At 38.4% G+C, this 25,640-nt stretch carries 19 protein-coding genes; 12 read left to right on the top strand and 7 right to left on the bottom strand.

What is annotated here, in order from left to right; all coding sequences use genetic code 11:
- Positions 1-3: 3 nt before the first annotated feature.
- Entirely contained in the window at positions 4-1,002 is a 999-nt protein-coding gene (locus PSF31_RS10200) for a 2-hydroxyacid dehydrogenase (protein ID WP_094963091.1), read from the bottom strand.
- Between the two features lie 234 nt (positions 1,003-1,236).
- Here PSF31_RS10200 and PSF31_RS10195 point away from each other — a divergent pair, with 234 nt between their 5' ends.
- The 3 genes from PSF31_RS10195 to PSF31_RS10185 are packed head-to-tail and all read left to right on the top strand — an operon-like array spanning position 1,237 to position 4,384.
- A complete protein-coding gene (locus PSF31_RS10195) occupies positions 1,237-3,834 on the top strand; it encodes a YdbH family protein (RefSeq protein WP_232062961.1) in 2,598 nt (865 codons plus the stop codon).
- Positions 3,835-3,845: 11 nt separating this feature from the next.
- On the top strand, positions 3,846-4,058 hold the full coding sequence (locus tag PSF31_RS10190) for a YnbE family lipoprotein (RefSeq protein ID WP_050763751.1): 213 nt from the start codon (positions 3,846-3,848) through the stop codon (positions 4,056-4,058).
- A complete protein-coding gene (locus tag PSF31_RS10185) occupies positions 4,055-4,384 on the top strand; it encodes a YdbL family protein (RefSeq protein WP_004254856.1) in 330 nt (109 codons plus the stop codon). The genes PSF31_RS10190 and PSF31_RS10185 overlap by 4 nt, the downstream gene beginning before the upstream one ends.
- A 79-nt stretch (positions 4,385-4,463) precedes the next feature.
- Here the strand turns inward: PSF31_RS10185 and PSF31_RS10180 are convergent, their stop codons facing one another.
- A complete protein-coding gene (locus tag PSF31_RS10180) occupies positions 4,464-5,063 on the bottom strand; it encodes an FMN-dependent NADH-azoreductase (protein WP_096863704.1) in 600 nt (199 codons plus the stop codon).
- 215 nt (positions 5,064-5,278) lie between these two features.
- On the opposite strand from PSF31_RS10180, the gene hrpA reads away from it, so the two are divergent.
- On the top strand, positions 5,279-9,178 hold the full coding sequence (hrpA, locus tag PSF31_RS10175) for an ATP-dependent RNA helicase HrpA (protein ID WP_096863705.1): 3,900 nt from the start codon (positions 5,279-5,281) through the stop codon (positions 9,176-9,178).
- A gap of 298 nt (positions 9,179-9,476) precedes the next feature.
- Here hrpA and PSF31_RS10170 read toward each other — a convergent pair whose 3' ends face one another.
- On the bottom strand, positions 9,477-10,817 hold the full coding sequence (locus tag PSF31_RS10170) for a basic amino acid/polyamine antiporter (protein ID WP_004254844.1): 1,341 nt from the start codon (positions 10,815-10,817) through the stop codon (positions 9,477-9,479).
- Positions 10,818-11,169: 352 nt separating this feature from the next.
- Positions 11,170-12,120, bottom strand: coding sequence for a DUF1471 family protein YdgH (gene ydgH, locus PSF31_RS10165; protein WP_004254841.1), 951 nt, complete (start codon positions 12,118-12,120; stop codon positions 11,170-11,172).
- 385 nt (positions 12,121-12,505) lie between these two features.
- Here ydgH and pntA point away from each other — a divergent pair, with 385 nt between their 5' ends.
- Positions 12,506-14,035 (top strand): Re/Si-specific NAD(P)(+) transhydrogenase subunit alpha, encoded by a 1,530-nt coding sequence (gene pntA, locus PSF31_RS10160; RefSeq protein ID WP_004254837.1) that lies wholly within the window; start codon positions 12,506-12,508, stop codon positions 14,033-14,035.
- Between the two features lie 13 nt (positions 14,036-14,048).
- Positions 14,049-15,437, top strand: a complete 1,389-nt coding sequence (gene pntB, locus PSF31_RS10155) for a Re/Si-specific NAD(P)(+) transhydrogenase subunit beta (RefSeq protein ID WP_094960629.1) — start codon at positions 14,049-14,051, stop codon at positions 15,435-15,437.
- 131 nt (positions 15,438-15,568) lie between these two features.
- Here the strand turns inward: pntB and PSF31_RS10150 are convergent, their stop codons facing one another.
- Positions 15,569-16,765 carry an MFS transporter gene (locus PSF31_RS10150; RefSeq protein WP_096863706.1) on the bottom strand — a complete coding sequence of 399 codons (1,197 nt, stop codon included), beginning with the start codon at positions 16,763-16,765 and terminating at the stop codon, positions 15,569-15,571.
- A 169-nt stretch (positions 16,766-16,934) separates the two neighbouring features.
- On the opposite strand from PSF31_RS10150, the gene PSF31_RS10145 reads away from it, so the two are divergent.
- Entirely contained in the window at positions 16,935-17,558 is a 624-nt protein-coding gene (locus tag PSF31_RS10145; RefSeq protein WP_004254827.1) for a TetR/AcrR family transcriptional regulator, read from the top strand.
- Between the two features lie 70 nt (positions 17,559-17,628).
- Here the strand turns inward: PSF31_RS10145 and uspE are convergent, their stop codons facing one another.
- Together uspE and PSF31_RS10135 are read right to left on the bottom strand one after the other, a co-directional pair.
- Positions 17,629-18,576 (bottom strand): universal stress protein UspE, encoded by a 948-nt coding sequence (uspE, locus tag PSF31_RS10140; protein ID WP_036957775.1) that lies wholly within the window; start codon positions 18,574-18,576, stop codon positions 17,629-17,631.
- Between the two features lie 125 nt (positions 18,577-18,701).
- Positions 18,702-19,457 (bottom strand): FNR family transcription factor, encoded by a 756-nt coding sequence (locus PSF31_RS10135; RefSeq protein WP_004254821.1) that lies wholly within the window; start codon positions 19,455-19,457, stop codon positions 18,702-18,704.
- A 364-nt stretch (positions 19,458-19,821) separates the two neighbouring features.
- On the opposite strand from PSF31_RS10135, the gene PSF31_RS10130 reads away from it, so the two are divergent.
- The 5 genes from PSF31_RS10130 to PSF31_RS10110 all read left to right on the top strand — a co-directional run bounded on the left by PSF31_RS10130 (position 19,822) and on the right by PSF31_RS10110 (position 25,433).
- Positions 19,822-20,832 carry an NAD(P)H-quinone oxidoreductase gene (locus PSF31_RS10130; protein ID WP_094960611.1) on the top strand — a complete coding sequence of 337 codons (1,011 nt, stop codon included), beginning with the start codon at positions 19,822-19,824 and terminating at the stop codon, positions 20,830-20,832.
- Between the two features lie 404 nt (positions 20,833-21,236).
- The gene (locus tag PSF31_RS10125) at positions 21,237-23,177 is read left to right on the top strand and encodes a pyridoxal phosphate-dependent decarboxylase family protein (RefSeq protein ID WP_096863807.1); all 1,941 of its coding nucleotides are present in this window, start codon (positions 21,237-21,239) and stop codon (positions 23,175-23,177) included.
- Positions 23,178-23,197: 20 nt separating this feature from the next.
- Complete coding sequence (gene tyrP / locus PSF31_RS10120) at positions 23,198-24,406, top strand: tyrosine transporter TyrP (protein WP_004254811.1); 1,209 nt, start codon at positions 23,198-23,200, stop codon at positions 24,404-24,406.
- A gap of 279 nt (positions 24,407-24,685) precedes the next feature.
- Entirely contained in the window at positions 24,686-25,237 is a 552-nt protein-coding gene (locus tag PSF31_RS10115; RefSeq protein ID WP_004254808.1) for a PadR family transcriptional regulator, read from the top strand.
- Positions 25,230-25,433 (top strand): DEAD/DEAH box helicase, encoded by a 204-nt coding sequence (locus PSF31_RS10110; protein ID WP_096863708.1) that lies wholly within the window; start codon positions 25,230-25,232, stop codon positions 25,431-25,433. The genes PSF31_RS10115 and PSF31_RS10110 overlap by 8 nt, the downstream gene beginning before the upstream one ends.
- The last annotated feature ends 207 nt before the right edge of the window (positions 25,434-25,640 follow it).

The following is a 25,640-nucleotide window of genomic DNA, read 5'->3' as shown; positions in this document are numbered from 1 at the left end:
CAACTATGCGTTAACAATATTAGGGCAAGTTTCCCCATGACTAATTTGACGGATATTATTAAGCGTAGTTTGACTGATACTTGTTAATGCTTCTTCCGTTAAAAACGCTTGATGCCCGGTAAATAACACATTGTGACAAGAAGAAAGACGACGAAAAACATCATCTTGAATTACATCATTAGATTTATCTTCGAAAAATAAATCACGTTCATTTTCATATACATCCATACCTAAAGCGCCAATTTTCTGTAATTTTAGTGCATTGATTGCTGCAACAGAATCGACTAACGCGCCTCGGCTTGTATTGATGATCATGACCCCATTTTTCATCTTTTTGAATGCATTTTCATCGAGTAGGTGATGATTCTCAGGTGTTAATGGGCAATGAAGGGAAATAATATCTGATTGTTCATATAAAGTATCCAAGTCAACGTATTCAGCGCCCATATCTAAAACAGCTTGGTTCGGGTATGGGTCGTGTGCGAGTAAGCGCATTCCAAATCCCTTTAAAATACGTAGCGTCGCTTGGCCAATTTTTCCGGTACCAATAATTCCAGCAGTGCGGTTATGCATATTAAAACCTGTTAATCCTTCGAGAGAAAAATTTGCATCTCGAGTACGTTGGTATGCTCGATGGATCCTACGGTTAAGGCAGAGCATCATACCAACAGTATGTTCGGCAACGGCTTCAGGAGAATAAGCGGGAACTCGGACAACTTGAATACCTAATTCTTTAGCAGCTTGTAAATCAACATTGTTAAAACCAGCGCAACGTAAAGCTAAAATTCGAATATTGAGTGCGGCAAGTTCTTCTAAAACAGCACGATTAGCTTCGTCGTTAACGAAAATACAGATAGCATCTGCACCAACAGCATTTTTAGCTGTCTGAACGGTCAATGGAAAATCAAAATATTCAATACTAAAATTAAATCCAGAATTTTGATTAACTTGTTCCATGTGCTTGCGGTCATACTGTTTGGTACTATAAGAAACAATTTTCATCATGAAGACTCCAATTTTTAGGAACCAATTAGAAAAGAGTAGGTAAAAAGGTGTACCTACAAAATATAAACTCAGAATAAGACAATTAAGTTTGTAAATCACCTATAAATTAAGAAAATAGGTATCTGTTTACGATTGAATGTGGTTTATCTTTGTTAGTATCGTGTTTAATGAGGAAATTTTGTTGAAATTTATCACTTGCGCTATAGAACAATTCAAACAAGGGACGTAGTAATGCAGTTAATGAAAAGAGCATTCAGAATATTACTCTGCTTTTTGGGTGGAAGCATTGCTCTCTTAATACTTTTATGGATAACGATATCCCATTGGGCTCCAGTTGTTGCATCACACTATCTTCCTAAGCCATTTAAACTGTCGTTTTCAGAACCAAGAATTAGCCATGGCCAGTTGGATATAGCAAATATCAGTATGACAGCAAATAATTGCACATTAGTTCAGTTGAATAGCACAAGACTTTCTATCTTTCCCTTACACGCTATTGTGGATGACCTTGATGTTAAAACTGAATGTTTGAGTGCTCTTGAGCCAACGAATGAAATGGATAATGAACCGATTAATATTGCAGAACTTATCGATAATATTCCGGTTTTTTCATTAGTTATCAATAATACCAATATACAGCCATGGAGTGATTACCAAGGCAGTATTTGGTTGCGTAAAAATCAGGTTAACCCTCTAGAATTTGATTTTAGGGGCGACAATTTAAGGTTGTCATCTTTAATTAATACGGAACACCAATTAGTCATTCAAAATTTTTTAGCATTTCTACCAGAACAAAAGCAAACAATAGAATTATTTGGTGATGTGCAGCTTCCCTTAATGGCAAATCAGCTTCCAGAAAAAGGGGAGTTGAATGCTTATTTTAAGTTAATCAACCCAGAAAAATTCTTACAAGCTAAATTCAGTTGGTTGAATGACCAAGGTGTCTTTAGCGTCATGGATACAGACACAAAGAAAGAATTGCTTTATTTACCATGGTCACTATCGCCTTCTCGAATACAAATAGCGCAAGGTAAGTGGCAATGGAAAGAAGCAGATATCCCTTTACAAGGCGGTATCAGCTTTCAAGTTGATAACTGGGATAATACATTAAGTGAAATGGTATTTTCTGGGCGTATTAATATGCTCACACAAGCAAAGAAAGGGAAAGCCAATATTGTCTTAGCTGTGCCATCTACTCAGATAAATTTACTCAATGCTGATATTAATTTTAGGTTACATGGCCAAGTTAAATATGATGATATGGTGCTGGATATTAATTTGCCTGCAAAGGTTTCAGGCCAGTTAGCTGCCCCCAAAATTTCTTTTTTATCCAGTTCATTATTAAGAGCTTATGGCCGTCTTTCGGAAACACTGGTTCTTAATGAAGCTAGATTACCACTTGCAGGAACATCGTTAGATGAAGAGGGTATTTCAGGACGTTTACAAGCTATTCTAAAAATTAAAGAGCAATATTGGGGGAGTTTTGATATTCATTTGGATGGCAAAGCTAATAAATTTACCTTAGATAAGGGAAAATGGTTTTGGAATTATTGGGGAAATGCCAATTTGCCCTCATTATCAGCTAATTGGGATATTAAGGGTAATGGGAGTTGGCAGGACACTTTAATCACATTAAATAGCTTAAATACAGGGTTTGACCAAATACAATATGGGCTTTTATCGATGAGGGCTCCACGTTTACAGCTAAGTAAACCATTGATTTGGCAACGTGATGAGAATAAAGCCAGTTTTAATGGAAAGTTACAGCTTACCAGTGAACGGATGCAATTCGGCACTGAAAGTTATCTGCCAAGGATCACATTAAACGCAGATCTTAGGGGAAAATCTCCTGCTGAGTTTCAACTTAAAGGCGATTTAAGTACTAAAGATGTCGGGCCAATAGTCATCTTTGGGCGCTGGGACGGTGAAAGATTAAGAGGGGAAGCTCGTTGGCCTGAACAGTCGGTCACAGCTTTTCAAACGTTAATTCCTGCTGACCTTGGAATTGAATTAAAACAAGGCAAATTATTTTCTCAAGCCGCTTTTTCAATAACACCGGAAGAGGGTTTTATTGCTGGAGGACATTGGCGTGTCGAGAATACTAGCCTTTGGTTAAAAGATGGCGAATTATCAGGATTAGATTTTGTTTTACCGTGGCGTTTAAAACAAAGTACCTGGACTTTGGGGGGAAAAGCACCCGTTGAGTTGCGTATTAAACAGCTCAATAATTTATTCGAATTAACTGACATTAAAGCCGATCTCTCTGGCTCTTATCCGCCAACGGAAAATTCGCCATTAAAACTGACTAATGTAGGCTTTAAAACATTAGGAGGTGAAATATCGATGGATTTACTGCGCTGGCCACAAACTCAAGCCTCTACGATAAAATTAAAGCAGATTGAACTTAGCCAGTTATTTACCATACTAAAAGTGTCGCAATTTGCTGTCTCCGGTAAAGTTAATGGTGAATTACCTTTTTATTTAAATAACCCAGAATGGATAGTTAAAGATGGATGGTTAGAAAATAATGGGCCATTAACGTTACGGCTAGATACCCAATTTGTTGATTCTATCCGAGAGGATAATATATCTGCGGGTTCGGCCATGGGTTGGTTACAATATTTGGAAATAAAACGCAGCCGTACAGATGTTAATGTCACAAACTTAGGGCTGTTAAAGATGACAACAATCCTTAAAGGGTATAACACGCAAGAAAAGAAAAAACGCGAAGTTCATTTGCATTATCAACATGAAGAAAATATCTTTCAATTATGGCGTAGTTTACGATTTGGTAGCTCTTTAGAAGAGTGGTTGGAAAAAAATTTATAATGAGCATAAGAATGAACGTGAAAATATTAAAATTCACTACAGCTATATCGATTGTATTGTTGTTATCAGCTTGTTTGCGAGTTGAGGTCGCAACACCGGATAAGCCCATCAATATTAATATGAATGTAAAAATTGAACATGAAATCCAAATAAAAGCGGATAGGCAAGTAGAAGAATTATTGAAAGAAAATAGTGATTTGTTCGGTGAGGTAAACCCAAAATGAATCGAATAATCAAAGTATTTGCCCTGTGTTCGTTATTGACTGTCTTTCAGGCTATAGCAATAACGGTTGATGAGGCCAAAGAAACAGGTCTATTAGGGGAAACGTTATCGGGGTATTTAGCTCCAATTAATACGAGTAATCCAGAGGCTACTAAACTAGCGGCACAAATTAACCAAGAACGGGAAAAAAGATACAGCGAAATTGCTGCAAAAAATAATCTAAAAACAAATGATGTCGCAAGGATAGCAGGACAAAAACTTGTAGAACGGGCTAATCCAGGGGAGTTTGTGCGTGGAATTAATGGTCAATGGTTACAAAAGAAATAAAAAGCGCACTCAGAAAGTGCGCAAAATTTAACAATGGTAGCTTTGGGTTTTAATATTATCTTGCTTAAATGGATGTATTTTAAGCGATAATGGTATTTATATGGCTTTGTGCTTGTTGATGTGCCTTTTCGACTGATTCTTGGCCTAACGACGTGCCTTCAGCAAAAACGAACTCAACGTCGGTAATACCAATGAAATTTAGAAATAGTGTTAAATAAGGCACCATGGTATCTGTTGGTGTGTCTTTATAAATACCGCCTCGACTCGTTAATACATATGCGCGCTTGCCTTTTAATAAGCCAACAGAACCTTGTTCTGTATATTTAAACGTGTGCCCTGAGCGAGCGATAAAGTCGAAATAGTGTTTTAAATGAGAAGAAATCGTAAAGTTATACATCGGGGCTGCAATAACAATCACATCGTGAGCTTTAATTTCCTCAATCAATGCATTTGACAGGTCCAAATGTGCTTGTTGTTGTTCTGTTTTCGTGTCACTTGGACCAAAAGCTGCTAAAATTTCACCGTCAATCGCTGGAATTGGCTCTTTGACTAAATCTCGTACAGTTACTGTATCTGCTGAGTGTTTTTCCTGCCATTGTTGAATAAAGTAATCTGCCATTTTATTGCTTTGTGAATAGTCAGCCAGAATACTTGATTTCAATAGTAATACTTTACTCATGTGTTCCTCTATTTTTTAGGTAAAACTTTATTGGTAATAATACGTGATGTGTAACTGATTGATAGGAAAAATATTAGATAGCTTTCTTCAAAAAAATTGATGGTATTTTTATGTGATAACAACAATTAAAAATAAAAGCGAAATTTAGCCCTCACAAATTGCGAAGCTGATTGGCTATCGTGTATTGAAATTTATTAAAGATAAGGATTCAACAGGTGAAATCCATACTGACAGCATTAACCGCTGATATTGGACAAACTTCATTACGTGACCAATGGTTACTGAAAAAAAGAGTGCAAGGTATTGCAAAGATCCAGAACGAAAAATCGCGCTCTGCGGTACTTGATGCTATCAAAATAGATATTGAAAAGGCAAAGCAAAAGGTTGAAATTAAAAGATTAAATGCGCCTAAAATTGTGTATCCGGATAATTTACCGGTTAGCCAGAAGAAAGATGTCATTTTAGATGCCATTAAAAAACATCAAGTTGTTATTATTGCTGGTGAAACTGGGTCAGGTAAAACAACGCAAATCCCCAAAATTTGCCTTGAACTTGGCAGAGGGGTTCTAGGATTTATTGGTCACACTCAACCAAGACGTTTAGCCGCGCGCTCAGTTGCGTCACGCTTAGCTCAAGAACTTGAATGTGAATTAGGTACAAATGTTGGTTATAAAGTACGCTTTAGTGACCAAGTGAGTGAAACAACGCAAGTCAAATTGATGACTGATGGTATCTTGCTTGCAGAACTACAAAATGACAAACTGCTGCTGCAATATGACACAATTATTATCGATGAGGCTCACGAAAGAAGCCTGAATATCGACTTTATTTTAGGTTATTTACGTCAATTATTACCAAAACGTCCTGATTTAAAAGTTATTATTACATCAGCAACCATTGACCCTGAGCGTTTTTCGAAGCACTTTAGTCATGCCCCAATTGTTGAAGTGTCTGGGCGTACCTATCCTGTTGAAGTTCGTTATCGTCCTATCATGGGAGACCAGAACGATAGTGACCGTGACCAAATTGATGGGATAATTGATGCGGTAAATGAACTATCGGTTGAAGGTAATGGCGATATATTGATTTTCATGAGTGGTGAGCGGGAAATTCGTGATACCGCCGATGCGTTATCAAAACTTTCTTTACGCCACACTGAAATCTTACCTCTTTTCGCAAGGCTCTCGAATAGTGAGCAAAATCGTATCTTCCATCCTCATGGGGGACGGCGGATCATTCTTGCAACAAACGTAGCAGAAACATCATTAACTGTACCGGGTATCAAATATGTCATTGATACCGGTTATGCGCGAATCAGTCGTTATAGTTACCGTACCAAAGTACAACGTCTTCCTGTTGAAGCCATTTCTCAGGCTTCAGCTAACCAACGTAAGGGGCGCTGTGGCCGTGTTTCTGACGGGATTTGTATTCGATTATACTCAGAAGATGACTTCTTATCACGTCCAGAGTTCACGGACCCTGAAATTTTACGGACGAATTTAGCGTCAGTTATATTACAAATGACTTCTATTGGTCTTGGTGATATTTCTGCATTTCCATTTGTGGAGGCTCCAGATAAACGTAATATCCAAGATGGTGTGAAATTACTGGAGGAGCTAGGTGCCATTAAGTCCCATAAACAGGCGGATAAAGGGTATCAACTAACGGATACGGGTAGACAACTAGCCCAACTTCCTGTTGACCCAAGGCTTGCTCGGATGGTGATTGAAGCACGTAAACACGGTGCCGTACGTGAAACAATGGTGATTGTTTCTGCATTATCAATTCAAGACCCTAGGGAGCGGCCGTTAGATAAACAGCAAGCTTCTGATGAAAAACATCGTCGTTTCCATGATAAACAATCAGATTTCTTAGCTTTTTTAAATCTGTGGGATTACTTAAAAGAACAACAAACGCAGCTTTCTAACGCTCAATTTAGAAAAATGTGTCGCCAAGATTTTCTTAATTACTTGCGTATTCGGGAATGGCAAGATTTGTATACCCAATTGAGGCAAGTGGTGAAAGAGCAAGGTTTTGCCATTAATAGTGCGGAGGCTGATTTTCGTAGCATTCACGTTTCGTTATTGGCTGGGCTGCTTTCACATATTGGACAAAAAGATGCAGATAAACACGAGTTTACTGGGGCTAGAAATGCACGTTTTACTATTTTTCCTGGGTCGGGTTTATTTAAAAAACCACCGAAATGGGCAATGGTTGCGGAACTTGTTGAAACGTCGAAATTATGGGGAAGAATTGCCGCATCAATCGATGTTGAGTGGGTTGAACCCTTAGCACAACATTTAACTAAACATAGTTATAGTGAGCCTCATTGGTCTAAATCTGAAGGCGCGGTAATGGCATCAGAAAAAGTGACTTTATATGGGCTACCCATTGTTGCATCAAGGCAGGTTAATTATGGGAATATTGACCCGTTATTATGCCGTGAATTATTTATTCGTCATGCATTGGTTGAAGGGGATTGGGTCACACGCCACGCATTCTTTAAAGAAAATCTGAAATTATTATCTGAAGTCGAAGATTTGGAGCATAAATCACGTCGGCGTGACATTTTAGTTGATGATGAAACGTTATTTGCATTTTATGACCAAAGGATCCCGAATGATGTGATTTCCTCTCGCCATTTTGATAATTGGTGGAAAAAGGCATCTAAGCAACAATCTGACTTGTTAAGCTTTGAAAAAAGCATGCTGATCAAGGAGGATGCGAGTAATGTTTCGGCTCTTGATTACCCAAACTATTGGTATCAAGGGGATTTGAAATTTCGGTTGAGTTATCAATTTGAGCCAGGAACTGATGCAGATGGGGTGACTGTCCATATACCACTTGCGATATTGAATCAGGTTCAGAATATTGGCTTTGATTGGCAAGTTCCGGGACTGCGTCATGAGTTAATCGTTGCTTTAATTAAATCATTACCTAAACCAATTAGGCGAAATTTTGTTCCTGCACCTAACTATGCTTCTGCATTTTTAGAGCGAGTCCCTGAGCCTGAGGGGAGTGTATTGGATAAACTTGAACGTGAATTACGCCGTATGACAGGCGTCACTGTTGAACGTGAATCATGGCAGTTAGAGCAACTTCCCGCCCATTTAAAAATGACATACCGTGTTGTAGGCGACAAAAATAAAACCGTTGCGGAAGGGCAAAATCTTGATGAGCTAAAAAATAGCCTAAAAGAAAAAGTGCAAGAAACGTTGTCTGAAGTTGTAGATGACGGTATTGAGCAACATGGGTTACATATTTGGAGTTTTGGTGAATTACCTCAACGCTATGAGCAAAAGAGAGGCGGATATTCCGTTAAAGCTTATCCTGCATTAGTCGATGAAAGAAATAGTGTTGGTATCAAGGTGTTTGAAACAGAATTAGAACAGCAGCAAGCAATGTGGGCTGGGGTGCGTCGATTATTACTGCTAAATATTCCATCGCCAATTAAGTATTTACATGAAAAACTACCCAATAAATCAAAATTGGGTTTGTACTTTAACCCCTATGGCAAGGTATTGGAGTTAATAGATGATTGTATTGCTTGTGGTGTCGACCAAATAATCTCTGATTTTGGTGGCGCGGTATGGAATGAAGAACAGTTTGAAAAACTGAAAGAGCTTGCACGGGCAGAATTAAATGATGTGGTTGTTAATATTGCTAAGCAAGTTGAACAAATATTAACGGCGGTGTTTGCAATCAATAAACGTCTAAAAGGGCGGGTTGATTTTTCGATGGCAATAGCGTTATCGGATATAAAAACACAAATGTCGAACTTAGTGTTTAAAGGTTTTGTGACTACTCATGGTTGGAAACGCTTACCTGATATTCTTCGTTATTTAAATGGAATAGAGCGGCGATTAGAAAAACTAGCTATTGATCCTAACCGAGATCGTGCACAACTGAGTAAAGTAGAGCATGTTCAGAATATGTGGCAGCAATGGTTAGTAAAATTATCTCCAGTTCAGAGAAATATGCCAGAAGTCCAAGAAATTCGCTGGATGATTGAAGAACTGAGAGTCAGTCTGTTTGCCCAGCAGCTTGGAACGCCATATCCAATTTCGGATAAGCGAATTATGCAGGCGATGGAACAGTTATCTCAACAACTGTAAGCCTTATTTTGACTAATTAGCGCTTCACGTATTCTGTATGTGAAGCGCTTTTCATTTTTAGTTGGCCTTAATCATTTAGTTACAACATACTAATGAATGATAAAAATATAAGCATCGAAGCTCATACAACAGAAATTTTAACCAACAAAGGAGAGGGGAAATTGTAAAGGAGGGTGAAAATTGTGAAGGAAATTACGACTAGAAAATTATTGAATGATTTAGTAATTAAAAAAAACAGGATGTTGCAGTAAATGAGGGCTTAAATTTATGGATTAAAATTAAGCCCTCGTTTCTAAAACTAGGCAACCAAATAATAGAGCGCTGGGATAGCGCCGATAGCAATGGCATATGCCATGATTTTTTCAATCGCTTTTAATGGCATTTGGTTGGTTTGCTGTTGGCGAGCATAGAAAAATACCAAAATACCAGGGGCATATAAAACGACGGATAATAGCAAATTGATTAACCCTGATGCATAAAGCAACCATAGACCATAAAGACTGGCAATAGCTCCAACGGCAAGTAATGCCTTATTATGACGTTCAAAAGCTACTTTTACTAAAAATGCACCAACAAGGAAATAGGGGACTAAAATCATTTCAGAGGCAATGGTAAGCAATGTATTGTAATTACTCCCACTAAGCCAAATAAGAACCAAAGATAGCTGTACTGCACCATTAGTGAGCCATAAAGAAGATGATGGGGCATCATTCTTATTTAATTTATTGAATATTTTAGGAAATGATTGGTATTGGGCTGCAATATAAGGTACTTCAGCGGCCATAATAGTCCAACTTAGGTAAGCTCCACAAACAGAAATAATTAGGCCCGCTGCAATAATAATATCACCACTCGAACCAATTAAACTTATCATGAGTGGGGCCATGGATGGATTTTTTATTTCTGCAAGTTCAGCTCTAGGCATAATACCTAAAGAAAGTAAGGTCACTAGAATATAGATAATTAAAGCAGAACTTACAGCGAAAATTGTTGCTAAGCCAACATCGCGGCGGTTTTTCGCTCGAGCAGAGACGACAACGGCACCTTCGATACCAATAAATACCCATAGTGTAATCAGCATGGTATCTTTGACTTGTTCCCAAACAGGAACACCAAATTCGATACCACTAAAATCTGCATTGAAAATATCAAGTTTAAACGCAAAAAAAGCCAATACAATAAATAAGCCAAGAGGAACCAGTTTTGCCATTGTGGCAAGTTTATTAATTCCAGCGGCTGTTTGTACTCCACGAAGAACTAAATAGTGCACAAACCAGAGGAGTATTGATTCTCCGACTAGGGCTTGCCATGTATTCCCATCACCAAAAATAATGTTGTCAGGAGTATCAGTAAAAAAACTGATTGCTGCGAATACGATAACAAGATAAGACACATTCGCAACTACTGCACATAGCCAATAACCCCACGCCGAGCAAAAACCAATTAATTCCCCGAAGCCGACTTTGGCGTAAGTAAATATCCCACCGTCAAGGTCAGGTCGTATGCGAGAAAGCAACAATAAGGCAAATGCTAAAAAAAGGATGCCCACACCGGTAATTGACCAACCGATTATTAATGCGAGAGGGCTAGCCACTTCAGCCATATTTTGAGGGAGACTAAAAACACCGGCGCCAACCATTGAGCTAAGAACTAGCGCAGTTAGTGCGGTAAGACTCAAAGTATTTTTCAAAGTAAATCCTGAACGTTCAGAAATCAAAAGTTAAAATGACGTTAAAGTGCCATTACAATAATGAGTTTAACTAGTAGCCATTAAAAAAGCAGATAGAATGACTGCATGTTTTCAGAGTGTGGATTCTACGAACGAAATGACAGATATGCAATGATAATGTATGCATTTTTTAAGATGTTTTATGCACTTTTTCAAAAGAGTGAGGATGAATAGAGTAAAGGACGAGATATAATCTAAAGTGAGAGTCTAAAAACAAAAAAACCAGCCGAGTAGGCTGGTTTTAACATCACATAAATTAGGACTATTTAAACAAGTCAGCACTGATAGTGACACTGCCACCATTAGATTGCCATTCTCTTGTAATATGAAAATATTTAGCCCCTTTCGCTTCCGCACGTTTTGCTATTTGGTAACGTACTTCAGGTGTATTGGTGTAATATCCAGAGAATGTAATAGAGTCAAATGGGACCATTTGTGCAGCTGCTGTTTTGTTGACCTCTTCGATAACATAACCACTTGGCAGAGTCACACTAGTACGACCCGGTTGACTGCTAGAGGTTTCAAAGAAGCGTCCGACTGCGGTTGTTGGTTCTTCAGAAGATGCAACACCAGGAATGCGAACTTTTTTAGCCGCTTCACCGCCCTCTGCTAACAGAGCACGACCAGCGTCAGAATCGGCAGGAACCACTGCGTCTTCATTAAGAACTTGTCGTTTCGGTGCATCTTTCTTATAGATATAAGCAGTTGCTAATGTATTTCCACCATCATTCATTGCGATATTACGAACCACATAGAACGAGGCAGCATTTTTCTCAAGTGCTTTTTTGGCGATAGCCTCATATAGGTCTGGTTGAGAAGGGTAAAAACCGCTTACAGTAACAGTATCAAAAGGCTCATATTCTGTTGCGTCAGTTTTTGACATTTCCTCAACACCACCGAATACACGACGTTTTGGTGTATCAACTTGTGGTGCGTCTTTTGCGTAGACATCAGCAACAACACGCATGTTGCCGCTATCACCTACATCATCAAGGCTTTGAATGTAAAAGGCATATGCCCCCATTTTATCAGCCCTACGGGAGACTGCATCGGATGCTTCATAAATAGCATTAAAGCGCCCGGTGACTGTTATACGCTCATAAGGTTTTAATTCAGTAGCCTGTTTTGGCGTCAATTCAACAGCCGCCTGAGTAGCAGTTATACTAGTTAATGATAACACCGCGGCTGCGATGACCGTAGTTTTCAGCTTCATACAAAATCCTTCCGCCTTGCGCAATTTATTATAAACATGCTGAATCTTAGTTGTATCACATGTACGTGATTATTACACGTAACGGAACCTGTTGTCTCATGATTTTATTTTTATGAGAAATAAATAATTATTGACTAGTTAAATTTACCAGATTTTTTAAAGTATCCAGTATTTTATTGACCTAAAACTAAGATTTTCACTGCGAATTCCATTTACTGTCTAAGAATCGTGATCAATTATGGATCAAGAAGCTTATTTTCAGTAGGTTATTAGAACATTAAAAATCTGTTTAGGCACAAAATAAGACTTTTCTCTGTGATGACAGTCATTATTTTAGCAAACACTCTATTAACAACATTACGTTAGGCATTAAAAAGGGAACATTATGCGTATTGGTATACCAAGAGAACGACTTGCCAATGAAGCGCGTGTTGCAGCTACACCATCTACAGTAACTCAACTTCTTAAGTTAGGTTTTTCTGTCTGTGTAGAACAAAATGCGGGTCATTTAGCCAGTTTTGACGATGTAGCATACGAACAAGCGGGGGCGGAAATCGTTGATCGTGATACTGCATTTGCTGCGGATATCGTTTTTAAAGTCAACGCGCCACTGGATGATGAAATTCCTCTATTAAAAGAAGGAGCGACTCTGGTGAGTTTCATTTGGCCAGCACAGAATGCTGAGCTAATGGAAGCTTTAAAAGCTAGGAAAATTAACGTGATGGCGATGGATGCGGTACCACGCATTTCACGTGCTCAATCACTTGATGCGCTTAGCTCAATGGCGAATATTGCCGGCTACCGTGCAATTGTTGAAGCTGCTCACGAATTTGGCCGTTTCTTTACGGGGCAAATTACGGCCGCAGGTAAAGTTCCTCCAGCGAAAGTCATGATCATCGGGGCTGGGGTTGCAGGCCTTGCTGCGATTGGCGCTGCTGGTAGTTTAGGTGCCATTGTGCGTGCCTTTGACACTCGTCCTGAGGTGAAAGAGCAAGTTCAGAGTATGGGGGCTGAATTCCTTGAATTAGATTTCAAAGAAGAGGCCGGTAGTGGCGATGGCTACGCCAAAGTAATGTCAGAAGCATTTATTAAAGCTGAGATGGAACTGTTCGCTGCACAAGCGAAAGAAGTCGATATCATTGTAACTACGGCACTGATTCCAGGTAAGCCTGCACCTAAATTGATTACCAAGGAAATGGTTGAATCAATGAAGCCGGGGAGTGTGATTGTAGACTTAGCGGCGCAAACTGGGGGGAACTGTGAGTTAACCCAAGCTGACAAGCTGGTTGTGACTGACAATGGCGTAAAAATCATTGGTTATACCGACTTACCAAGCCGTTTACCAACACAATCATCGCAGTTATATGGAACAAACCTCGTTAACTTGATGAAGTTATTGTGCAAAGAGAAAAATGGTGAAATAGACATTGATTTTGAAGATCTGGTAATTCGTGGGGTCACTGTGATTAAACAAGGTGAAATCACTTGGCCAGCGCCCCCAATTCAGGTATCTGCTCAGCCGCAGGCGAAACCGCAAGCGGTGGAAAAAGTTAAAGCGCCTGAGAAAAAGATGTCACCAACGGTAAAATATGGCTTGATGGCATTAGCTATCATCTTGTTTGGTTGGTTTGCTAATTCAGCACCAAAAGAGTTTTTATCGCACTTTACTGTATTTGCTTTAGCTTGTGTGGTTGGTTATTACGTGGTGTGGAATGTGACTCATGCATTGCATACACCGTTAATGTCAGTCACTAACGCTATTTCAGGGATCATCGTCGTGGGCGCCTTGCTCCAGATTGGCAGCGGTGGCTGGGTAAGCTTCTTATCCTTTATCGCCATATTGATCGCGAGTATCAATATTTTCGGTGGGTTCACTGTAACTCAACGCATGTTAAAAATGTTTCGTAAAGGGTAAGGGGTAACTTATGTTGTCGAGTGGAATTGTGACAGCAGCTTACATAGTTGCTGCTATCCTATTTATTTTCAGCCTTGCGGGGCTATCCCGTCATGAAAGTTCCCAACGTGGGAATACTTATGGCATTATCGGGATGGCTATCGCCTTGATAGCCACTATTTTAGGTCCTCACAGTGCTAATGTGGGCTGGATGATCGTTGCGATGGTCATTGGTGCTGTCATTGGTATTCGCTTAGCGAAAAAAGTTGAAATGACAGAAATGCCTGAGCTGGTGGCTATTTTACATAGTTTCGTCGGTTTAGCTGCAGTGCTGGTTGGTTTTAACAGCTTTATCGCCAGTGAAGGGCATGCTGATGTTGTGATGGAAAACATTCACTTAACTGAAGTTTTCTTAGGGATCTTCATTGGTGCAGTTACCTTCACTGGTTCAGTAGTCGCTTATGGTAAATTATCAGGGAAAATGTCATCAAAACCGATGATGTTACCTAATCGCCATAAACTGAATTTGGCGGCGTTAGTGGTTTCATTTATTCTGTTAGTGATTTTTGTTAAAACAGAAAGTGTCGGCTTGCAAGTCTTCTTGATGCTAATTATGACCGCGATAGCTTTAGCTTTTGGCTGGCATTTAGTCGCTTCAATTGGTGGAGCGGATATGCCAGTGGTGGTTTCAATGCTGAATTCGTATTCAGGTTGGGCTGCTGCAGCGGCAGGTTTTATGTTAAGCAATGACTTACTGATTGTCACAGGGGCATTGGTCGGTTCTTCAGGTGCGATTCTATCCTATATTATGTGTAAGGCGATGAACCGTTCGTTTATCAGTGTTATTGCAGGAGGCTTCGGTACAGATGGCTCTTCAACAGGCACAGAAGAAGAAATGGGTGAGTATCGCGAAAGCACCGCAGAGGAAGTCGCTGAAATGTTGAAAAACTCAACATCAGTAATTATCACTCCGGGGTATGGTATGGCGGTAGCACAAGCACAATACCCTGTTGCGGATATCACCACTAAATTACGTGAACGTGGTATTAATGTGCGTTTTGGTATTCACCCTGTAGCTGGGCGTTTACCTGGCCATATGAACGTATTATTAGCCGAAGCTAAAGTACCTTATGATATCGTATTGGAAATGGATGAAATTAATGATGATTTCTCTGATACCGATACCGTTCTTGTTATTGGTGCTAACGATACGGTTAACCCAGCGGCTCAAGAAGATCCAAACAGCCCAATTGCAGGTATGCCAGTTCTTGAAGTTTGGAAAGCAAGCAATGTCATTGTATTTAAACGTTCAATGAATACTGGCTATGCTGGGGTGCAAAACCCATTATTTTTCAAAGAAAATACGCAGATGTTGTTTGGTGATGCGAAAGATAGCGTTGATGCAATCTTACGTGCATTGTAATTTAATGAGTTACTAATTCATTTCAAAAAAATTAGCAAAGTAAATAAGAAGGGGTGATTGGTTAATTCCAGTCACCCCTTCTTGATATTTGAGAGTTAAATCAGTTTATGTGATGCAGTCTTATAAACGCATCATTTGAGGCAAAATCGAGCGCAATTGGTTAGCCCTCGAGCAAAGGTAAACACTAATAAAAACGCTAGTGTTGATATTATGAGCATGCTCATCATGAGAACTCCGCCATTGAAATTATCCATGACATATCCTCCCACTAAGCTACCAATAGTAATTAAAATTAAAAACATAAAGGTAATCAAAGCTGAACCTTTTTCGGTTAATTCTGGAACATGAACGTGCATCCACATGTTGATTGTTGCAGGAACCATACCCGCAGCAACTCCCCATGAAAAAACAAATATGATACTGGTTGCCCAATTAAAATCTAAAACAGATAATGCGAGAAAAGCTAAGGCCAATAAAAGTGCACTAATCGCAAAATTATAACGAACATTATGTTTTCCGACATAACCTGCCAGTATATTGCCAACGACGCTAGCCACTCCAAAAAAGAGCAATAATGCTGAAATTTGTCCTTCGATAAAACCTGCGGTTTGTTTAAAGAACACCGTAAAATAATTATACGCAGAGAAATGTGCTAAAAAAATCAGTGTGAATATAATTAACCCTTTACGCGCAATAGGGTGCGAAGGCATCAATAACAATTCCTTCCATTGCATAGACGAAGAAGGTTTTAATGATGGTAAAGAGAAATACTGCATTAAAAACGCGACAGCACCTGCAATAACCAGCGCAATATAAGGCATTCTCCAACCATAATTATCAGATAACCAAGCGCCTAGAGGTACTCCGAGCACGGTGACTAATGTGACGGCTGAAAAGAATATTGTTACGGATGTGGTTATTGACATATTTTTAGGTGCTAGACGTATCACTAAGCCTGCTGCAACTCCCCAAAAACCCCCTAGTGCAATTCCTAATGCGAATCGACCTAATAAAACTAAACTAAAATTAGACGCGAAAGCCGTAATTGCATTAGCTAATATCATGAGAGCAACTAAGAAAAGTAAAACTTGGCGTCTATCGATATTTTTTGCATAAATGGGGACAAATAGGGAGGATGCCATACCTGCGATAGATGTGACAGTGACTGTAAGCCCTGCGGTACCTGTTGATATTTGAAAATCATAAGCGATGTTATTTAGCACGCTAATGGCTAAAAACTCACCAGTAACAATAATGAAGCAAGCAAAAGTTGCAGATAATAGTGAAAGCCAGTTACCATTATGCGAAGAAATATGAGTTGTTGTCATGCGCTTTCCATGAAAGTTAAGTAGTTTACAAAAAAGAATAATTTTATAGTGACCGCTATAAAATCATGGCGCTATTGTTTATGTGAATTTAGACGTTGTCAATTATTTTTATAATGATCACTATAAAATAGTTGTGGTATAGTGAATTGACTGCGAGTAAAGTGAGAATATGAATCAAATAAAACGCGGGCGGCCTAAAGGCTTTGACCAACAAGATGCACTAGCTAAAGCCATGCTATTGTTTTGGCGAAATGGCTATGTTGCAACCTCAATTAGCGATTTAACTCAAGAGCTAGGTATCACAGCGCCTAGCCTTTACTGTGCTTTTGGTGATAAAGCATCGTTGTTTAATCAATGTATTGATTATTATTTGATGAATGAAGCTTGTCCTATTTTGTCTATTGTAAAGCAAGCCAAAACAGCGAAAATTGCAATTGAATTGCTGATGTATGAAAGCGCTAAAAGGCTAATTCAGCCAAATAAGCCTGCAGGTTGTATGCTGATTACAGCGACAATGAATGGGTCAAAGCAAATCGAAGATGTGCAATTAAACGTCCAAGAAAAACGGAAAAGTTATCAGGAAATTCTACTGGCGCGTATGCGTAAAGGCATTGATGATGGTGATGTTGCTCCAGATGCGCCGATTGAAGCTATCGTTGATTTTTATATAACGGTAATTGATGGTTTTACCATACAAGCTTGTGATGGAATTGATCTTGAAAGACTTAATCAAGTCATTTTTAATGCTATGCAAGCTTGGCCGATACTTAGTCAAAGTTCAGTTCAGCAATAACTTAGCCATGATTAAATTAAGCCCCAATAACATAAATATTATTGGGGCTTAATAAGTTTTAGATGATTAGCTAATCATCATCAGCAGGGTTGATAGGACAAACAAAACCGTCAGGTTTAATCGCTAATAAATCACATTTTAGCTTATCGATGACATGCTCCGCGGTATTCCCCAAAAAAGCCGCTGAAATGCCTGTGCGGCCTAAAATACCCAGTACCACAACCCCAGCGTGCAATTCTTCACACATATCTGGAATAATTTTTTCAGGTAAGCCTTCACGGACATGGGTATATTTTTCATCAATCCCAAATTTTTGCCGCAACTCTTTCATCGCAATTAAATGTTGGCCGCGTAGTGCGTTGTTATATAGGCTCGGGTCGAAATCAGGTAACTCTATGGCAATATTCATAGGAGCAACAGGATATGCACTCACTAAATGGATTTCCTGTTCCTTAATAATGCGAGTTGCTAAATCTTTTGTTTTTTCGACCAATTTGATATTGAGGTCATCGTGATAAGATTCCTCATTTGATAAGTTAACGGCGACAACCACTGAACCGTGATCAGGCCATACTTTGTCTTTTACCATCCAAACGGGAGCAGGGCATTTTCGGAGTAAATGCCAGTCTAGTGGGGTAAAAATAATCGACTCAAAATTATCGGTTTGATGCGCCATTTTCAGTAACAGGTCATGTTCACCATTTATTACTTCCTGAATAATGGCCTCATATGGCTTGTTATGCCAAATAACTTTAATTTCAATATCAATGCCCGCTTCAAGATAGAAATGAGCTTGTTGTTTGATCCACGCTGCTTTTTGGCTTATTACACCTTTGCGCATGGCATTACGTTCTTCAGGAGAAAGTAAGGTTGTCATGTCATAGGAAAGGTCGTAGATAGGCAAAAACGCTTTTATCCGTCCACCATTACGCTGCACGATGTAGACAGCACGTCTTAATGCAGGTTGATCATCCTGATTTGGGTCAATTGCAACTAGCAGGTTTTTATAGTTTGCCATATTGAAATCCTCTCGATACACGGATATTTCCATATAGATAAACTATGATATTGAGATTAAATAGGCAAGAAATCTGGAGAAAAAAATGAAAACGGATCACTGATAACGTGATCCGTTTAGGGATATTAGCATGTAATTGCTGAAACTTTACCAGCGATATCAGTCAGTTTAGCCATATCCTCGATAGTGATGTACTTACCTTTAACACTTAGCATGCCACTTTTTTGGAAACGTCCTAAAAGGCGACTAATGGTTTCAACTGTTAAGCCAAGATAATTACCGATATCTCCACGAGTCATGGTTAATCTAAATTCTCTTGGTGAAAAACCACGTTCCGCAAAGCGGTGAGAGAGGTTAAGAATAAATGCAGCTAAACGCTCTTCCGCATTTTTCTTAGATAATAAAAGGATCATTTCTTGATCACCTTTAATTTCACCGCTCATTAAACGCATAATTTGCTGACGTAAATTAGGCATCTTGCCTGATAAGTCGTCTAAGGTTTCAAAAGGTATTTCACAAACCATTGAGGTTTCAAGTGCTTGTGCAAAACTTGGGTGCTGTGTATGAATGATAGCATCAAAGCCAACAAGGTCTCCTGCTAAGTGAAAACCAGTAATTTGCTCATCGCCTTCTTCGGTTATTGTATAGCTTTTTATTGTACCTGAGCGGATGGCATATAATGAACGCAATTCATCGCCTGCTTTAAATAAAGCTTGGCCTTTTTGAATTGGTTTTTTGCGTTCGATGATATTATCAAGTTGATCCAGTTCATGTTCATTCAGCGTAAAAGGAATGCAAAGTTGGCTAATACTGCAATCCTGACAATGAATAGCACAACCACCAGACTGGATGCGACGAACAACTCTTTTTTCTGGGATCATATTTAAGGCTCAATCAAGTTAAAATTATTGATATGAGTCAATTTTAACATAAGATAATGCAACTAGTAAGTAGTAATGTATGACAGAATCGACTTAATAAACAAAAAAGCCAATCAGAAGGCATGTGAGAAATTAGTGAATTTAGATATTCATGCTAAATTAAAGAAGATTACTAAGTATATAATTTGATATAGATTAAATTTTAGCCTCTAAACGATAAAAAGATGACTTACATCATCATAGTAGTTACTACTCTAAACTGTCGTAATTAAGCACGAAATATTAAACTAATTAGCATTAATTTAACACAAAAATAAATTTAGGAATATCAATTTTTCAAATTAACCTCAAAAAGGAGAATATAATGGCACTTATCCAACAGTCTTTACCCACCTCGATGACAGTTGTAGACATTATAGAACCTGGTGGACCAGAAAAGCTGCGATTAATTGATATACCGTTACCTAGAATTTCTGCAGGGTATTTGCTCGTTAAGGTGGAAGCTGCGGGGGTTAATCGCCCTGATATTTTTCAGCGTAAGGGGTCTTATCCTCCACCGGCAGATGCTTCTCCGATTATGGGGCTTGAAATTGCAGGAACTATAGTTGCCAAGGCGGATGATGTAGAGGAATGGCAGCTCGGAGACAAAGTTTGTGGACTGGTTGCCGGGGGAGGTTATGCAGAATATTGTTTAGTGCATAAAAACATAGCCTTACCGTTAGGGAATTTATCTTTTATCGAGGGTGCAGCGATACCTGAAAACTTTTTCACTGTTTGGGCAAATGTTTTTCAAATAGGCAAACTTAAAAAAGACGAAACGGTACTTATTCACGGTGGAACATCGGGAATTGGTAGTGTGGCGATTATGTTAGCAAAAGCCTTTGGCGCAACAGTGATTACTACTGTTGGTTCAGAAGACAAAGTTCAAGTTGCAAAATCGTTAGGCGCAAATTGTGTTATTAACTACAGAAACGATGATTTTGTTGAAGCAACACTCAATTATACCTCTTCTCGAGGTGTTGATATGGTCGTAGATATTATCGGTGGTGATTATGTTGCGAAAAATTATCAAGTTGCAGCTAAATTTGGACGAATAATTCAAATTGGTATGATGAAAGGTAACCCTAAAGAGTTAAATATGATGCCTTTAATGGTAAAAAGATTAACTCATACGGGATCAACAATGCGTTCTCGAACTATTGAGGAAAAAGCAGTGATTGCCCAAGAACTAAAGAAACAAGTCTGGGGGTTGTTACAAAATGGTGAAATAAAACCTATTATTAACAAAACATATCACTTGTCTCAGGTGCGGAGTGCCCATGAATATATGGAATCAGGTGATCTTGTTGGGAAAATTGTTTTGCTAAACAGTTAATTGGATTTACTTTCTGCGGTTTTCACTATTTAACTTTAGTTCTTTAAGAGCAGTGAAAATCGCACCATCTATAACAAATTTTTTACATATTCAAGCTTTTTCAGCGTAAAAATCTCTTTACAGTTGAATAAATTTTGTTTTTTTGTGCTTGTCCACAAATCAGAATGAAATTCCCATTAGTTTATTAATAATTTAATAGAAATAGATTATATCTATAAATAAGTTGGCCATTAACGGTTTGTTTATCAATAATTAATGCTTAAATGATATTTTTAAATGTATATCATTAATATATTGATATCTTTTATATAAACACAGCCCGTTATGCACTTTCCAATGATATTAAGTTAAGTAACTTAAGTGCAATTAGCACCCGTTAATTGTAGTTTGAAGGTGTAGTAATGATAAATAATTTTAAAAATTCAAAAATAAATGTAGATGCATTATTTTTAGGTCCTAAATCTGAAAATGCTGTCTTTTTCAAAGAAATGATGGAGTATTCAGTTAGTGAACATATGCATTGGCGTTCCAGCTATCATCCTGAAGACCCTGATCTTATCTCTACTGTTGACCGTTATGCTCCCGAGTACCGAGATACGCTTTATCGTACTGAAGGCATTCTTAATCAACTCTCTTCAAAATTAAAAACAACATCGGTTCCATGGTTCTCCCCCCGTTATATGGGGCATATGAATGCAGATACACTGATGATTTCTAATTTGGCTTATGTCATGGCGATGATGTACAACCCCAATAATTGTGCACAAGAATCTTCACCAACGACAACAGTTTTAGAAATAGAAGCCGGGTTAGATTTATGTGCCATGTTTGGTTATGACGTACAACATGCTTGGGGACATATTACATCTGGTGGAACGGTTGCTAACTACGAAGGTTTATGGGTAGCTAGAAATATTAAAACGTTGCCGTTAGCGATTATGCAGCATCCAAAATCCCAATACTTGCTAAAGGATAAAACTGAAAAAGAGTTACTCAATCTCTCAGTTTCCGCGGTTCTAGATTTAATTGACGAGTTAAAGAAACAACAAATTTTTGAGGAAATTCGTGATTTAACCTGCCGTGGTGTTGGAATAGAACAAGGAAAACTCGGTAAGTTATTGGTACCGCAGTCTAAACACTATTCATGGATGAAAGCGATGGATATTCTTGGTTTAGGCCAACAGAATATTGTGCAATTACCCGTTGATGCAAGTTATCGAACAGATGTGCGTAAAATGCGTGAAACGATATTTGCATTAATTGAGCAAGGGGAGCCAATTTTAGCGGTAGTTGCCGTTGTTGGCACCACAGAAACTGGCGCAATAGACAATGTCAGAGAAGTTATTGAGCTACGACGTGAATGCGAGCAACGTTTTGGGGTTTCTTTTTATGTGCATATCGATGCTGCTTACGCGGGATACGCTTGTGCGATGTTTCGCGATGAAGAAAACCAATTTATGGAGTATGAGAATTTACTCCAACGCTATCATAGTGAAGGGATTTTCCCTGAAAATATGGTGTGGCCAAAACGTGATGTTTATGAAAGCTTTAAAGCATTAAGCCAAGCGGACTCGATTACCGTTGACCCTCATAAGGTGGGGTTTATTCCTTATGCGGCAGGTGCAATTTGTATGAAAGATAAGCGGATTGTGGATTTAGTTTCTTACCATGCCGCTTATGTATTTGAAGAAGTTCAAGAAAAGCAGCGTAAAACAGAAAAAACACAAAATGTATTATTGGGCTCATCTATTATGGAAGGGTCAAAAGCGGGCGCAACCGCAGCAGCGGTATGGGCGGCACATCGCTTAGTTCCGTTAAATGTTTTAGGGTATGGAAAAGTGATTGCGGCTGGGGTCATCACTGCCAATTGGATGATTGATAAAATTAATCAATGTGAGCCTTTTATTATTGAGGAACGTCAATTTTCAATTATAGCGATGCCAACGCCTGATTTTCACATGATTAACTTTATGTTTCGTGAAATTGGAAACACCTCTTTAGAAAAACAAAATCAATTAAATAAACGGTTATATGAATTATGCTCTTATGCGGCAGGCCGGAGTTATTCTAATGATTTTCTCACCTCATCAACCTCGCTAACTTATGAAGAATATGGCGATAACCCATTGAATCTATGTCGAGATGCACAATTCTCTGATAGTGAATGGCATAAAGTACGGTCGATTTATGTGCTACGGGCGGCAGTCATGACACATTGCCTGCGTGATAGGGCACATTTTGAAACCTATTGGGCAGAGTTAAAAAATATTTTTGAAGACAAATTACAGCAACTCATTAATGAAGAAAATAAGTTAAATCACTCTAATTATAAAATTAATATTTAATTGATTGTTAGGATCTCAATATGAAAAATCGCACACTTGGTAGTGTATTTATTGTTGCAGGTACTACGATTGGCGCAGGTATGTTAGCCATGCCTATCGCTGCCGCGGGTAATGGTTTCTTAGTGAGCCTCGCTATGTTATTAGTGTTGTGGGCATTGATGTGCTACACGGCGTTACTTTTGGTCGAAGTTTATCAACATGAATCTCACGAAACTGGGATTGGTAGTGTTGCACAACGGTATTTAGGCTCTAGTGGCAAATTTATTACGGGTTTTAGTATGATGTTCCTGATGTATGCATTGACAGCAGCTTATGTCAGTGGAGCAGGGGAAATCATTACATCAAATTTGAAAAGTAGTTTTGCTATTGAAATGGCAGATTGGATGGGAATTGTTGTATTTACCGTCATTGGTGGGGGAGTTGTATGTTTCGGGACTTCATCCGTAGATTTTATCAACCGTATTTTATTTGCTGCAAAAATTGTTTTCTTAGTCATTATATTGGCATTAATGATGCCGCATGTTGAGCAACAAAATTTATTAGCTGCCCCAACTGAAAAAGTACTTATTTTATCTGCTATACCGGTGTTTTTTACCTCCTTTGGTTTTCATGGTAGCGTCCCCAGTATCGTTAAATACATGGGGGGAGATGTCAAAAAATTGCGGGTTATTTTTATTATCGGAAGTGCTATCCCGTTGATTGCTTATATTTTATGGCAAATCGCAACATTAGGGAGTATTGGTACAACCACATTTGTTGGTATTTTGGCGGAAAACGCAGGGCTTAATGGATTATTAGATGCAATTAAAGATGTGGCTCAATCAGGAAAAACAGAGTTAATTGCACAAATGTTTATGAGTTTGGCGCTTGCGACATCTTTCCTTGGTGTTGCTTTGGGGTTATTTGACTTTCTAGCGGATTTATTTAAACGTCAAGATAATGCGTCAGGGCGTCTACAAACAGGTTTGCTCACCTTTGGACCACCACTAGTTTTTGCTTTATTTTATCCTAAAGGGTTTGTGATGGCGTTAGGGTATGCCGCAATCGCACTTTCAATACTGGCTTTATTATTACCTAGTGCTATGGCATTTAAATCAAGAACATTAAACCAACGGAAATATCAAGTGTTAGGCGGTGGATTAGGTCTTTCATTAGTATTTATTTGTGGAATTATAGTCATTGGTGTTCAGTTAGGGATTGTTTTCAACATATTACCTAATATTGGGTAATTGCACTTCGCTTCTATAGCCAGCCAACATACCGACGGCTGGCTTTATCACTTCAAAAATAGGTTAATTTCATATCTATTGCCAACTTTACTCAGTTAGACAATTTACCGCACATTTTTTACTGTTGTGTCGACATTTAGTCGGTATAATCCATATAAGAATGATTATCATTAGCACGTTATGCACAAAAATAGATATATCTAAAGCTGGCATTTTCTGTAAAAGTAACTATCATATTAGATATATCGGTTTTTATATAAATAACCACTGAGAATTTTAATGGCAAATGAACAACAACTCGAGCCGTGTTTGTGCAACGGTAAAAGTGTCAGTCGTATGTTTAACCCTAAACAGTTAAGGATTTATATCCTACATTTACTGACAGGGGGAATTAATTACGGTTATGAGTTAATAAAAAAAATTGCAGAAGAAACGGCAGGTTTTTATTGCCCAAGCCCAGGTGTGATATATCCAACTTTGACGTTATTAGAGGAGTTAGGGTTTATTTCGGCGGGTAAAGATAATGGAAAAGGGCGTAAGTGTTATGTCATAACGCCAGAAGGTCGCTGTTTTTTATTACTCAAAGCTGAAATATTGGCAGAAGTTCAACTAAAATTAAAATATGCTCAGGAATTAAAAGCAGGTAATCAATTCGCTAATGAAATTGAATGCGCTGTAGATAAATTTAAGTCATTGTTGAGACACCAAATCGTGATACAACAGTTGACGAAAGAAGAGACAACAAGAGTCGTTGAGATCATTAACCGAGCAGTGGAACGTATTGAGCAAGTCAATGCAGTGTTAGTGGCAGAGGGAAAATCAAATGGCTAAAACGAATGATATTATACAAGCAAAAGAGCGTTTATATATGAAAGAGACAAGCAAAATACCACAGAGCAACGCCCCGGTTTCATCTGAAAATGAACCGTCTGTGAAGGCGAATAAAGACGTTAAATTTAAAGAGGTTGTATGCCCTAATGTGCCAACTTCATATTTTAAGCGAGCAAAGAAACAAAAAATAAAATAACCAATTAGATAGTTTACAAAATTTTTATTCACTTAAAAGACATAAAGAATAAACCTTATTTATTTTCTTATTGATGAATAACGCGACTCAGTCTTCTATTATTCCATCAATAAGGTAAATTTTAGGGTGCATATAATTATTTTGTAAACTTTAGCTATGAACCTATATCAATATATAACTTCATAAAAAATCCCCTGATCACTTAAC

Source organism: Providencia sp. PROV156 (assembly GCF_028480905.1).
Lineage (GTDB): Bacteria > Pseudomonadota > Gammaproteobacteria > Enterobacterales > Enterobacteriaceae > Providencia > Providencia hangzhouensis.
This window is presented reverse-complemented; position numbering and strand designations above follow the sequence as displayed.